We start from the raw sequence: 12,838 nt of genomic DNA on the forward strand, positions 1-12,838 counted from the left end.
TTATGGCGGAGCTATAGGGCGTCTTGGCGTATAATTCGGTTAAACCGAGCTATGAAGCAGCAATAATCGATTTTTTCCGAGCTTTGCTATTGGCTATAATTTGCCGCAACTGCGCAGGAAATGGCTGCGTTAACGCATTTAACAGGAGTCTGAAAGTGTCGAATATTATTCGTCAGTTTTTACGTATGGAAGCCGCGGGCGGCATTGTATTGATTGTGGCCGCAATCATTGCACTGGTTATGGCCAACACGCCAATGCAGGGGCTTTACCAAGCCTTTCTCGACATTCCCGTCACGCTGCGCTTTGCTGACCTATTAATTGATAAACCGCTGCTGCTGTGGATAAACGACGGCTTGATGGCGGTGTTCTTTCTGATGATTGGCCTTGAGGTTAAGCGCGAACTGCGCGAAGGCAATCTGGCAAATCGCGAGCAGGCGCTGTTCCCGGCCATTGCGGCAGTGGGCGGTATGGTCGCCCCGGCGGTGATTTACCTGATGTTTAACGGAGCGGATGAGGTCGCGCGCCAAGGCTGGGCTATTCCGGCGGCGACTGATATCGCTTTCGCACTCGGCGTAATGGCGCTGCTGGGTTCGCGCGTGCCGACCGGGCTAAAGGTGTTCTTGCTGGCGCTCGCTATTATTGATGACCTTGGCGCTATCGTGATTATCGCGCTGTTCTACAGCCACGATATCTCGGGCATGGCGTTAGGGCTGGCGGCGTTGTCCATTGCCGTACTGGCATGGCTGAACTGGCGCGGCGTCGGCAAACTCACGCCGTATCTGCTGGTGGGTGCGGTGCTGTGGGTCTGCGTGCTGAAATCGGGTATCCATGCCACTCTGGCGGGCGTGATCCTCGGTTTCTTCATTCCGCTAGAGACAAGACAGAAAGTCTCTCCGGCTCGCCGTTTAGAGCATGGCATTCACCCTTACGTGGCCTGGTTTATCCTGCCGATATTTGCCTTTGCTAATGCCGGTGTCTCGCTGCAGGGCGTGTCGACGGAGAGTGTCTTCTCTCTGTTGCCGATGGGTATCGCGGCCGGTTTGTTACTTGGCAAGCCAATCGGCATCATGATTTTCAGCGGCATAGCGGTAAAACTTGGCATTGCGCGCTTGCCGGAAGGGATTAATTTCAAACAGATTGCCGGGGTATCCGTGCTCTGCGGTATTGGTTTTACGATGTCGATTTTCATCGCCTCGCTGGCCTTTGCCAAAGCCGATCCAGAGCTACTGACTTACTCGAAAATCGGTATTTTGCTCGGCTCCACCGTTTCGGCAGTTTTAGGTTATCTGTTACTGAATAAGTTATTGCCGAAGAGAGGCCATCGCCACGGCGCGTAGGCCAATGCTCACCTTGTGTGAACCTCGAATAGCCAGAAGGAGCAGGTATGTCGCATATCAATTTCAACCACCTGTACTACTTTTGGCAGGTTTGCAAAACCGGATCGATGGTGGGGGCGGCAGAGGCATTGTTTCTGACGCCGCAAACCATCACCGGTCAGATTAAGTCATTGGAAGAGCGTCTTGGCGGCAAGCTGTTTAAGCGTCAGGGGCGTGGACTGGTGCCTTCTGAGCTGGGGCAGCTGGTCTTTCGCTACGCCGACAAGATGTTTGCCATGAGCCAGGAGATGCTGGATATCGTCAACTATCGCAAAGAGTCCAGCCTGCTGTTTGATGTCGGCGTGGCCGATGCGTTGTCGAAAAGATTGGTCAGCCGGGTGCTGGATGCCGCCGTGGTGGATAACCAAGATATCCATCTGCGCTGCTTCGAATCGACTCACGAGATGCTGCTGGAGCAGCTTAGCCAGCACAAGCTCGACATCATTCTGTCGGATTGTCCGGTGGACTCCACCCAGCAGGAAGGGCTGTTTTCAGTCAAGCTGGGGGAAAGCCCTATCAGCTTTTATTGCCGCCAGCCGGCAGAAAGTGAGGCTTTCCCCGAGTGCCTTGAGAAGCGCCCATTGCTGATCCCCGGAAGGCGCTCAATGCTTGGCCGCAAGCTGCTCAATTGGTTTAACACTCAGGGGCTGAAGGTGAAAATCTTGGGCGAGTTTGATGATGCCGCGCTGATGAAGGCTTTTGCCCAGAATCACAATGCGATCTTTGTCGCGCCGTCGGTGTATCTGACCGAGGTGTTTCACGGGGATGATATTGTCGAGGTAGGGCGGGTAGAGGGCTTACAGGAAGAGTACTACGTGATTTTCGCCGAGCGGATGATTCAGCACCCTTCGGTACAGCGGGTGTGTAACACCGACTTCTCAGGGCTGTTCACTGGCTGAGGGGGATTTGCGAAGTAATGAGCCGGGAAGCTCAAAAAACAGATATAAAAAAACCGGCAGAAGCCGGTTTTTTTATCAAGCAGACAACGAAATGCGATTATTGCATTGCGTTGATTTGCGCAGTCAAGTTTGACTTATGACGCGCTGCTTTGTTTTTGTGGATCAGGCCTTTGCAAGACTGACGGTCCACAATTGGTTGCATTTCGTTAAATGCATTTTGTGCAGCAGCTTTGTCGCCTGCTGCAATAGCCGCGTATACCTTCTTGATAAAGGTACGCACCATAGAACGACGGCTCGCGTTATGCTTACGACGTTTCTCTGACTGTACGGCGCGTTTCTTAGCTGATTTGATATTAGCCAAGGTCCAACTCCCAAATATTTTTCTATTGAGGACAATTCGAAGGCCGAGGAATATGCCTTTTCGGTCTTCTTTTGTCAATGGATTTGTGCAAATAAGCGCCGTTTCTATATTCAAATCGGATTCAAACTACAATCGGCGCTTGTTACGTTGTGATGGCGCAGGATTTTAACAGCTTCCCACCTTGGAATACAGTCTTTCGCAAGAAAATTCGACAGGAGAGTGGTTATTTAGCCAACGGGGGGCATTAACGCTTTGTTTCTACGAAAAGTCACGCTTTCCGTACATATATAGCCAAAATAATTCGAGCTACGGCTATCGCACCTGCAACTCGCACTCTGAAGGAGAGAAAGTAAGATTTTCCTCGGTGATGCCGTAATTGCGCCGTCAGATCTGCCGTATGGCGAAGAGATTGCGCTGATCCAGTGAATCGCTGGTTAACCTTGGAGGCTGTACAAGGTATAATCCGCCGATTTCCACCGTTATGAGTCAGCTATGGATTTGAGCCAGCTATGGAGCTAATTCGCGGGATACACAATATTCGGGCGCGCCATCATGGCTGCGTCCTTACTATTGGTAATTTTGATGGCGTGCATCGCGGCCATCAAGCACTGATTGAACAACTAAAGCTGGAAGGGCAGAAGCTTGGCGTTCCGGTAATGGTGATGATTTTTGAACCGCAACCTCTTGAGCTGTTTGCGGGCGATAAAGCGCCTGCTCGACTGACCAGTTTGCGAGATAAGGCCAAGTATCTTGCCGAATGCGGCGTTGATTACTTGCTATGTGTGCGCTTTGAACCGCGTTTTGCGGCTAACATTGCTCAGGCATTTATCTCCCAGCTATTGGTGGAGAAACTAGGCGTCAAATTCCTGACCGTGGGCGATGATTTTCGCTTTGGTGCTGGTCGTCTGGGCGATTTCGAATTGCTACAGAAAGCCGGCGCTGAATATGGTTTTGAAGTCATAAGCACCCAGACTTTCCGCGAAGGCGGCAGTCGCATTAGCAGTACGGCGATTCGTGACGCGCTGCGTGATGACGATTTAGCATTAGCTGAAACGCTGCTCGGCCACCCGTTCAGCATATCCGGGCGCGTGGTTCATGGCGACAAACTAGGCCGCACCATCGGCTTCCCGACGGCCAACGTGCCGTTGAAGCGTCTGGTGTCTCCGGTGCGCGGCGTGTATGCCGTGGACGTGCTGGGTCTGGGCGATGAGCCTATTCCTGGCATTGCCAACATTGGTATTCGCCCGACGGTTGGCGGCGTGCGCAAGCAGCTTGAAGTGCACCTGCTCGATACCAATATCAATTTATATGGGCGCCACATAGACGTGGTGCTACGCGCAAAATTGCGCAATGAACAGCGTTTTTCGTCGCTTGATGCCTTAAAGCAACAAATTGCGAACGATGAGGTGACCGCCCGGGAGTTCTTTGGGCTGACAGCACCACGCTAATTATTTATGACAGGTTTACTGGCAGCCGCCATGGGCCTGACATCCAGCAGAAAAACGGAACCGAGAATCTAATGAGTGACTATAAGAACACCCTGAACTTGCCGGAAACAGGGTTCCCGATGCGTGGCGATTTGGCCAAGCGAGAACCTGACATGCTGAAAAACTGGTATGAACAGGATCTGTACGGGATTATTCGCGCAGCCAAAAAGGGCAAAAAGTCCTTTATTTTGCATGACGGCCCTCCGTATGCGAACGGCAGCATTCATATTGGTCACTCAGTTAACAAAATTCTCAAAGACATTATTGTTAAGTCCAAGGGCATGGCCGGTTTCGACTCCCCTTATGTGCCGGGCTGGGACTGCCACGGTCTGCCAATCGAGCTGAAAGTAGAACAGCTGATCGGCAAGCCGGGTGAGAAAGTCTCCGCTGCTGAATTCCGCGCGGCATGTCGCAAATACGCCGCTGAGCAGGTTGAAGGTCAGAAGAAAGACTTCATCCGCCTTGGCGTGCTGGGCGATTGGGACCACCCATACCTGACGATGGATTTCAAAACCGAAGCCAACATCATTCGCGCTTTGGGCAAAATTATCGGCAATGGCCATCTGCACAAAGGCGCTAAGCCTGTCCACTGGTGTGCGGACTGCGGCTCTTCTCTGGCTGAAGCCGAAGTGGAGTATTACGACAAAGTGTCGCCATCCATCGACGTGACCTTTAACGCCGTCGACCCAGCCGCCGTGGCGGCAAAATTTGGCGCGACCGCCTTCAATGGCCCGGTTTCTCTGGTTATCTGGACCACCACGCCGTGGACCATGCCAGCTAACCGCGCGATCTCATTGAATGCCGAGTTTGCTTACCAGTTGGTGCAGGTTGAAGGCCAGTGCCTGATTCTGGCAACCGACTTGGTGGAAAGCGTTATGAAGCGCGCGGGTATCGCTGAGTGGACCGTGCTGGGTGAGTGCAAAGGCGCTGACCTCGAGCTGCTGCGCTTCAAGCATCCGTTCCTCGACTTCGACGTGCCAGCGATTCTTGGCGACCACGTCACGCTGGATGCCGGTACGGGTGCTGTTCATACCGCGCCGGGCCACGGCCCAGATGACTTTGTTATCGGCCAGAAATACGGTTTGGAAGTGGCTAACCCGGTTGGCCCGAACGGCTGCTACCTGCCGGGCACCTATCCTTCACTGGATGGCAAATTCGTCTTCAAAGCCAACGACCTGATCGTTGAACTGCTGCGCGAGAAAGGCGCACTGCTGCACGTTGAGAAGCTGAATCATAGCTATCCGTGCTGCTGGCGTCACAAAACGCCAATTATCTTCCGCGCTACGCCGCAGTGGTTCGTCAGCATGGACCAGAAAGGTCTGCGCGCGAAATCTCTGGAAGAGATCAAAGGCGTGCAGTGGATCCCAGATTGGGGTCAGGCGCGTATCGAAAACATGGTCGCTAACCGTCCGGACTGGTGTATCTCCCGTCAGCGTACCTGGGGCGTGCCGATGTCTCTGTTCGTGCATAAAGACACTGAACAGCTGCACCCGCGCACTCTGGAACTGATGGAAGAAGTGGCGAAACGCGTTGAAGTTGACGGTATTCAGGCTTGGTGGGATCTCGATCCTGCCGACATTCTGGGTGCTGACGCCGCAGACTACGTGAAAGTGCCTGACACGCTGGACGTGTGGTTCGACTCCGGTTCAACCAGCGCCTCGGTGGTTGCCGTGCGCCCTGAGTTCAACGGCCACGAAGCTGACATGTATCTGGAAGGCTCCGACCAACACCGTGGCTGGTTCATGTCATCTCTGATGATTTCAACCGCCATGAAAGGCAAAGCGCCTTACAAACAAGTTCTGACTCACGGCTTCACCGTTGATGGTCAGGGCCGCAAAATGTCCAAGTCCATCGGCAACACCGTCAGTCCTCAGGACGTGATGAACAAGCTGGGCGGCGACATTCTGCGTCTATGGGTTGCGTCAACTGACTACACCGGCGAAATCGCCGTGTCAGACGAAATCCTTAAGCGCTCTGCCGACTCTTATCGTCGTATCCGTAACACCGCGCGCTTCTTGCTGGCTAACCTGAATGGGTTTGATCCTGCGCTGCACTGCGTGAAGCCGGAAGAGATGGTGGTGCTGGATCGCTGGGCCGTCGGCCGTGCCAAAGCCGCTCAAGAAGAGATCATTGCCGCTTACGAGCGCTATGACTTCCACGAAGTGGTACAGCGCCTGATGCAGTTCTGCTCGGTTGAAATGGGCTCGTTCTATCTCGACATCATTAAAGACCGTCAGTACACCGCGAAAAGCGACAGCGTGGCTCGCCGCAGCTGCCAGACCGCACTATATTACATCTCTGAAGCACTGGTGCGCTGGATGGCGCCAATCATGTCCTTCACAGCGGACGAAATCTGGGCCTTCCTGCCAGGTTCTCGCGAGAAGTTCGTCTTCACCGAAGAGTGGTTCGACGGCCTGTTTGGCCTGGCTGGCGACGAATCGATGAATGATGACTTCTGGGACGAACTCCTGAAAGTGCGTGGCGAAGTGAACAAGGTTATCGAGCAGGCGCGTGCTGATAAGCGTGTGGGTGGTTCGTTGGAAGCGGCGGTCACGCTGTACGCTGACGATAAACTGGCTGCTGACCTGCGTTCTCTGGGCAACGAGCTACGCTTTGTGTTACTGACGTCCGGCGCTCGCGTGGCGTCATTGGCGGATGCTGATGACAGCGCGCAAGCTAGTGAGTTGCTCAAGGGCCTGAAAATCGGTCTGGAAAAAGCAGAAGGCGACAAGTGCCCACGCTGCTGGCACTACACCACTGACGTCGGCCAGAACGCGGAACACAGCGAAATCTGTGGCCGTTGTGTGACTAACATTGCCGGCGACGGCGAAGAGCGTAAGTTTGCATAATGAGTAAACCTATTTGTTCTACCGGACTCCGCTGGCTTTGGCTGGCGGTTTTGGTTGTCATCCTTGATCTCGGCAGCAAGTTCTTGGTCATGGGGCATTTTCAGCTTGGCGAATCCATGCCGCTGATCCCGTTCTTTAACCTGACTTACGCCCATAATCCGGGGGCGGCGTTTAGCTTCCTGGCGGATAAAGGCGGCTGGCAGCGTTGGTTCTTTGCCCTGATTGCTCTGGCTATCGTGATTATTCTGCTGGTGCTGATGTACCGCAGCAGCGCCACTCAGCGCATGAATAACATCGCTTTTGCGATGATTATCGGCGGCGCGCTGGGCAACCTATTCGATCGCATGGTGCACGGTTTTGTCATCGACTTTATCGACTTCTACGTCAACGACTGGCATTACCCGATCTTCAATCTGGCAGACAGCTTTATCTGTGTGGGTGCCGTGCTGGTGGTGCTGGAAGGCTTCTTAGCCAAACCCAATGCTGCCGCGAAGAGCAAAGGATAAAACATGTCTGAACAGGTAAAACACGACAGCGCGGTGCTGGTGCATTTCACCCTGAAGCTGGAAGATGGCTCAACGGCGGAATCCACCCGTGGTAATGGCAAACCGGCCCTGTTTCGACTGGGAGACGGCAGCCTGTCCGACGCGCTGGAGAATGAACTGCTCGGGTTGAAAGTGGGCGATAAGCACGCTTTTACACTGGCACCTGAATCTGCTTTCGGCTCGAAAAGCCCTGATCTGGTTCAATATTTCTCGCGTCGAGATTTCCAAGAAACGGGCATTCCTGACGTGGGCACCATCATGTTATTTACTACCCGTGACGGCAGCGAAATGCCTGGCGTGGTGCGTGACGTGACCGAAGATTCCATCACCGTTGATTTCAATCATCCACTGGCGGGCCAGCATATCGATTTCGATATCGAAGTGCTGGAGATTGATCCGCAACTGGAGGAGAAAGATGCAAATACTGCTGGCTAACCCACGCGGGTTCTGCGCAGGCGTAGATCGTGCGATCAGCATCGTCGAGCGCGCCCTTGAGCTGTATGGCGCGCCGATTTATGTGCGTCATGAAGTGGTTCATAACCGCTATGTGGTCGACAGCCTGCGCCAGCGCGGCGCGGTGTTTATCGAGCAAATCAGCGAAGTGCCGGACGGCTCAATCCTGATTTTCTCAGCACACGGCGTTTCTCAGGCCGTGCGTGCCGAAGCCAAGGCGCGTGAGCTGACCATGCTGTTTGACGCCACTTGCCCATTAGTGACGAAGGTCCATATGGAAGTCGCACGTGCCAGCCGTAAGGGCACCGAGGCGATTTTGATTGGTCACGCCGGTCACCCAGAAGTGGAAGGCACCATGGGGCAGTACAGCAACCCTAATGGCGGCATGTACTTGGTCGAATCGCCAGCGGACGTCTATAAGCTGCAGGTGAAAGATGAAAGTAACCTGTGCTTCATGACCCAAACCACGCTGTCGGTGGATGATACTTCAGAAGTGATCGACGCCCTGCGCGACCGTTTCCCGAAAATCATTGGCCCACGCAAAGACGACATTTGCTACGCCACCACTAACCGTCAGGAGGCCGTGCGCCATCTTGCCGACGGGGCTGACGTGGTGCTGGTGGTCGGCTCGAAGAACTCGTCAAACTCTAATCGTCTGGCCGAACTGGCGCAGCGCGTTGGCGTGCCTTCTTACCTGATCGACTCCGCCGCTGATATCCAAGAGTCTTGGCTGAAAGACGCCAAGAGCATTGGCGTCACCGCCGGTGCTTCTGCTCCAGACATTCTGGTGCAGGACGTGATCAGCAAGCTGAAAGCCTTTGGCTGCGCGGATGTGATTAACGTGGAAGGGCGCGAAGAGAATATCGTTTTCGAAGTGCCGAAAGAGCTGCGGGTTGATGTGCGTCAGGTTGACTAAGTTCATCAGCTAATCGAGCAAGACGAGCAAGAGTAGAAAGCGGTCAGTGAAAACTGGCCGCTTTTTTTATGATAATCAGTTGAGACGGAACAGGTTCTGCGGCGTACCCGTGGTGCCGGTCTGCACGTGGAGCAGGGCGCCGTCCAGTTCGCTTGGGTTCTCCAAGCCTTTGCGCGCCGAGGTGATGAACAGCTCGCTCATGTCCGGCCCGCCAAAGGTACAGCAGCTTGGCTGAGCGACGGGAAGGGCAATGGTGTCGAGGGTCAGCAACTCGCCCTGATTTATTTGCTGGCGTAACAGGCAGCTGCTGCCCCAGCAGGCAGTGAGCAGCAGGCCGTCCAAGGAGACTGCCGAGCCATCCGGCGTTTTATCCCCAGACGAGAAGCAGGCGATTTTCAGCGGATTGATGTGGCGGGCGTTGGCAGAGTAAAAACGCTTCTTCATGCTGTCGGCAAACCACACTTTGCTTTCATGCCACGCCAGCGTGTTGGGAATGCCCACGTTGTCCATCATCAGCTCGGGATGTGGCGCACCGCTCTCATAGCGATACCACCCGCCCAGCGTCTGCTCTTCCTTCACATCCATAGTGCTGAACCACAGGGAGCCGTCTGGCGCGATAGCGGCTTCATTGGTTCTGGTGCCTTCTCTGCCGACATAATCACAGATTTTCTCTGTCTTGCTGAAGGCATAGTCATACAGGTGCAGGCCATCTTGCGAGACCAGCAAAAAGCGATTCAGCGCGCTGGTTAACAGCACGGCGCTGGTTAACGAGGGCAGCTTGCGTACCTCGGTTTTGTGCTGGGACGGCCAGTAGCGCAGCAGTTTTAAGTTGAGAATATCGACCCACAGTAATGACTGCGTGCGTTGACACCATACCGGCGTCTCTCCCAGCTCGGCACGGTAGTCGTCTATCGCAGTGATGGCGGATCGTAAAAATGCTGACATCGTAAAGCTCTCCTTCATGGCAGTGTCTTTACATAGTCTAGTCTGGCTTTGCTGATGGAGGATAGAATAAAAGGCGTAAAAAGAAGGGGCCGGCCCGTTAATAAAACGTAAAGCCAGCCCCTGAGGTGAGTTAATGAGGGTTAGAAATCGTATCTCAGACGAACCAGGTTCATGTCGCCACGGTCGTCGGTGGTGGAGCTAAATACGTGTTCATAATCAACGCGGAAGCCGTAATCGAGTTGAACCGATACGCCTAAGCCATTATCGATACGCTGATAATCACGGCCGGAGACGTAGGTTAGTCGGTCACCCATGAAGTATGGCTGAACGGTTTTCACCGCGTACTGGTTGATTGGGAAGGCGTAGCCCAGGAAGTATTCCAGACCGTAGGCGTCGCCAGCAAAGTAGTTATTATCCGCTTTCTGCTTAGTAGTCAGGAAGTTGTTGTAATAACCGCCGCCGAAAGAGGCCGTCCAGTTGCCCGGTTTCCAGCTTAATGCGGTACCAATGATATTTTGGTCATAGTTGGTGGAGCTGTTGCCGCCCGGGTTTTTCATCTCAGCGTTGGTGTAGTTGTACGCCGTGCCCCAAGTCAGTTCTTTGGTGATGTGGTAATCCACGCCGATAGAGCCGCCGCCTTTACGTTTATAACGCAGGCCATCGCCGGTCAGCAGATCGGTATCAGCGAACAGGTAAGAGGCGTAGACATCAGCATCGCCGAAGGTGTTCTTGTATTTCAACATCTTGCGCGAACGATAAGAGCCGTCGTAGTCGCCATTCACGCCGTTCCCCGGCGCCTGAGCGAGCATGTCGTAGTCCCAGATGTCAGTTTTCACGCCAACCACGTCGTAATACACGCTGTTTTGCTGGCCGAAGGTCAACTGTCCGTATGTTTTGCTTTTCAGGCCGGTGTAGAGTTGGCGGCGAGAGGTATTGCGCGCGCCGTCGGCATAGTGATTATCCCAGTCGAACAGGGCAGGGAAGTTGACACCCAGTTCGTAGTAGCTGACCCAGCTGATATCATCAAACAGGTAGTAATCCGCCGTGAAGCGAAAACGCGAGCCGCCGTCAAAGCCGTTGTTTTTGTAAGAGCCTTTATCTTTATTGCCTGTTTCCATATTCCACTGTGGGCGAATACTGCCGCCAACCTTGAAGTCGAGACGACTCAGCAGGTCATTTGGCTGCGGATCTTGCTTAATAAGGGTGATTTCAGCCTGTGAAGCGAAAGACGTCAGGCCAAAGAGTAGCCCGGCAGAAGCCACCTGTGTGACTCTGTTTAGTTTGAATTTCATCGTTGCCCCTGCGCCAACTCGATGATTTTAAGAGAATCATCAATGATGTTGGCTCATTATTATTTTATATTCCCTTTACCGGTGACTATCTGGCAAAGGTGAAAACGCGCCGAATTATTAACGCAACGAAATCAAGTTTCGCGGGTTAAAATTAGCGGGCTATTTATTACCATATTTATTGGTTTTATCAATATCATTTCGTTACATATAATGAAAAATTGATGTTTTAGATCGTTAAAAGTGCGCGTTTGTTGCTTTATGTAGCAATTAGCGAGTGGGATTGTGCTGCGTAAAGACAAATCGGGGATACGCCAACGGTGCTGTATGCCGCAGCCAAACTCTGTGCAACCCTATGCATAAAATTGAATGATTATGCGCGAGTGGGGAATGGCTATTTTCAGAAACGCGCCTTGCTTGCCCTGACGCTTTTCATTGATGAGTAACATAAAATCATCAAATGGATAACTTTTGAGCTGATATGTTTTACTGATGTCAGCTGGGCTATATCATAATTTTCTAATTATGCCGCAATTTTGCTGGCTCCTCTCCTGAGGGGCCGATAACCTGCTGCTGTTATAAAGCAGAACACATTTATAAAGAGAGAGATTATGAGTAATGCTGAACTGCGCATGGCCATTGTGGGCGCGGGTGGAAGAATGGGACGCCAGCTTATTCAGGCGGTTTGCGAAGCTGATGGCGTAGTGCTGGGCGCAGCCATTCAGCGCCAAGGCTCCTCGCTGGTGGGAACTGACGCGGGCGAGCTGGCGGGCGTCGGCCGTTTGAATATCAAGGTGAGCGATAGCCTCGATGACGTGGTGAACGACTTCGACGTCTTGATCGACTTCACGCGTCCAGAAGCTTCTCTGGCTTATCTCGACTTCTGCGTGAAACACCGCAAAGGTATTGTTATCGGCACTACCGGCTTTGATGACGCCGGTAAGGCGGCAATCCAGCAGGCAGCCGAGTCTATTCCGGTCGTTTTCGCCGCGAACTTTAGTGTGGGTGTCAATCTGGTCCTCAAGCTGTTGGAAAAAGCCGGCGAGGTGATGGGCGACTACACGGATATCGAAATTATTGAAGCTCACCATCGCCATAAAGTTGACGCGCCTTCGGGCACGGCGTTAGCGATGGGGGAGGCGATTGCCGACACATTGGGTCGCAATCTCAAGGAGCACGGGGTGTTTTCCCGCGTCGGCCATACCGGCGAGCGTGATCCTAAGAGCATCGGTTTTGCGACCGTGCGTGCAGGAGACATCGTGGGTGAGCATACGGCGATTTTTGCCGATATCGGCGAACGCGTTGAGATTACCCATAAGGCGTCTAGCCGAATGACATTTGCAAAAGGCGCAGTTCGTGCAGGAAAGTGGCTGGAAGGCGTTAAAGTTGGCTTATTCGATATGCGTGATGTGCTGAAATTAGATGATATTTAAGTTTTACACCATTGTGATGTGGTTGTTTTAATCATAGTTCTTTGATTATAGGGCGGTTCCTTGACTGCCCTTTTCTTTTTTATAAAAAAAATGAAGCTTGGCTCCTTTTTCTTGATTTGATGCCTATTTAAATGTGTTTTGTGAGTTTTTAAGCTCTTCGCTGACTACAAAACGACCTCCTCAACAGATCCGATGTGTAACATTTGCCGATTTCCCGCCTTTTTTCAGACAACCGCCCTCGCAAACGTTTACTATAGTGACTTAGCCCGTGCTTTTATGGCTGTG

11 protein-coding genes are annotated in these 12,838 nt (G+C 53.0%); 8 read left to right on the forward strand and 3 right to left on the reverse strand.

Annotated elements, in window-relative coordinates; genetic code table 11:
• The first annotated feature begins 155 nt into the window (after positions 1-155).
• Together nhaA and nhaR are read left to right on the forward strand one after the other, a co-directional pair.
• Complete coding sequence (gene nhaA / locus ACT3RR_RS13530) at positions 156-1,337, forward strand: Na+/H+ antiporter NhaA (protein WP_353500953.1); 1,182 nt, start codon at positions 156-158, stop codon at positions 1,335-1,337.
• A gap of 47 nt (positions 1,338-1,384) precedes the next feature.
• A complete protein-coding gene (gene nhaR / locus ACT3RR_RS13535; protein WP_353500954.1) occupies positions 1,385-2,275 on the forward strand; it encodes a transcriptional activator NhaR in 891 nt (296 codons plus the stop codon).
• A 97-nt stretch (positions 2,276-2,372) separates the two neighbouring features.
• Here the strand turns inward: nhaR and rpsT are convergent, their stop codons facing one another.
• On the reverse strand, positions 2,373-2,636 hold the full coding sequence (rpsT, locus tag ACT3RR_RS13540; RefSeq protein ID WP_034787052.1) for a 30S ribosomal protein S20: 264 nt from the start codon (positions 2,634-2,636) through the stop codon (positions 2,373-2,375).
• 509 nt (positions 2,637-3,145) lie between these two features.
• Here rpsT and ribF point away from each other — a divergent pair.
• The 5 genes from ribF to ispH all read left to right on the forward strand — a co-directional run bounded on the left by ribF (position 3,146) and on the right by ispH (position 8,886).
• Complete coding sequence (gene ribF / locus ACT3RR_RS13545) at positions 3,146-4,084, forward strand: bifunctional riboflavin kinase/FAD synthetase (RefSeq protein ID WP_353500955.1); 939 nt, start codon at positions 3,146-3,148, stop codon at positions 4,082-4,084.
• A gap of 71 nt (positions 4,085-4,155) precedes the next feature.
• Positions 4,156-6,972 (forward strand): isoleucine--tRNA ligase, encoded by a 2,817-nt coding sequence (ileS, locus tag ACT3RR_RS13550; RefSeq protein WP_496200506.1) that lies wholly within the window; start codon positions 4,156-4,158, stop codon positions 6,970-6,972.
• On the forward strand, positions 6,972-7,478 hold the full coding sequence (lspA, locus tag ACT3RR_RS13555; RefSeq protein WP_353500957.1) for a signal peptidase II: 507 nt from the start codon (positions 6,972-6,974) through the stop codon (positions 7,476-7,478). Before ileS ends, lspA begins: the two co-directional genes overlap by 1 nt.
• A 3-nt stretch (positions 7,479-7,481) precedes the next feature.
• Entirely contained in the window at positions 7,482-7,952 is a 471-nt protein-coding gene (gene fkpB / locus ACT3RR_RS13560; protein WP_034787062.1) for an FKBP-type peptidyl-prolyl cis-trans isomerase, read from the forward strand.
• Positions 7,933-8,886, forward strand: a complete 954-nt coding sequence (gene ispH / locus ACT3RR_RS13565; protein WP_154145902.1) for a 4-hydroxy-3-methylbut-2-enyl diphosphate reductase — start codon at positions 7,933-7,935, stop codon at positions 8,884-8,886. The genes fkpB and ispH overlap by 20 nt, the downstream gene beginning before the upstream one ends.
• A gap of 75 nt (positions 8,887-8,961) precedes the next feature.
• On the opposite strand, the gene ACT3RR_RS13570 is transcribed toward ispH, so the two are convergent.
• Both ACT3RR_RS13570 and ACT3RR_RS13575 read right to left on the reverse strand, forming a co-directional pair.
• Positions 8,962-9,831, reverse strand: coding sequence for an SMP-30/gluconolactonase/LRE family protein (locus tag ACT3RR_RS13570; protein WP_353500958.1), 870 nt, complete (start codon positions 9,829-9,831; stop codon positions 8,962-8,964).
• A 140-nt stretch (positions 9,832-9,971) separates the two neighbouring features.
• Complete coding sequence (locus ACT3RR_RS13575; protein ID WP_353500959.1) at positions 9,972-11,123, reverse strand: porin; 1,152 nt, start codon at positions 11,121-11,123, stop codon at positions 9,972-9,974.
• A 608-nt stretch (positions 11,124-11,731) separates the two neighbouring features.
• Here ACT3RR_RS13575 and dapB point away from each other — a divergent pair.
• Positions 11,732-12,553 carry a 4-hydroxy-tetrahydrodipicolinate reductase gene (gene dapB / locus ACT3RR_RS13580; protein WP_496200507.1) on the forward strand — a complete coding sequence of 274 codons (822 nt, stop codon included), beginning with the start codon at positions 11,732-11,734 and terminating at the stop codon, positions 12,551-12,553.
• Positions 12,554-12,838 lie beyond the last annotated feature (285 nt).

The organism is Ewingella sp. AOP8-B2-18, from assembly GCF_052376015.1.
Classification (GTDB): Bacteria; Pseudomonadota; Gammaproteobacteria; order Enterobacterales; family Enterobacteriaceae; genus Ewingella; species Ewingella allii.

What these genes read in the sequence shown, in the direction of transcription:
- nhaR (WP_353500954.1), top strand. Translation starts at nt 1,385, where the DNA reads ATGTCGCATATCAATTTCAACCACCTGTACTACTTTTGGCAGGTTTGC.
- ribF (WP_353500955.1), top strand. Translation starts at nt 3,146, where the DNA reads ATGGAGCTAATTCGCGGGATACACAATATTCGGGCGCGCCATCATGGC.
- ileS (WP_496200506.1), top strand. Translation starts at nt 4,156, where the DNA reads ATGAGTGACTATAAGAACACCCTGAACTTGCCGGAAACAGGGTTCCCG.
- lspA (WP_353500957.1), top strand. Translation starts at nt 6,972, where the DNA reads ATGAGTAAACCTATTTGTTCTACCGGACTCCGCTGGCTTTGGCTGGCG.
- fkpB (WP_034787062.1), top strand. Translation starts at nt 7,482, where the DNA reads ATGTCTGAACAGGTAAAACACGACAGCGCGGTGCTGGTGCATTTCACC.
- ispH (WP_154145902.1), top strand. Translation starts at nt 7,933, where the DNA reads ATGCAAATACTGCTGGCTAACCCACGCGGGTTCTGCGCAGGCGTAGAT.
- ACT3RR_RS13570 (WP_353500958.1), bottom strand. Translation starts at nt 9,831, where the DNA reads ATGTCAGCATTTTTACGATCCGCCATCACTGCGATAGACGACTACCGT.
- ACT3RR_RS13575 (WP_353500959.1), bottom strand. Translation starts at nt 11,123, where the DNA reads ATGAAATTCAAACTAAACAGAGTCACACAGGTGGCTTCTGCCGGGCTA.
- dapB (WP_496200507.1), top strand. Translation starts at nt 11,732, where the DNA reads ATGAGTAATGCTGAACTGCGCATGGCCATTGTGGGCGCGGGTGGAAGA.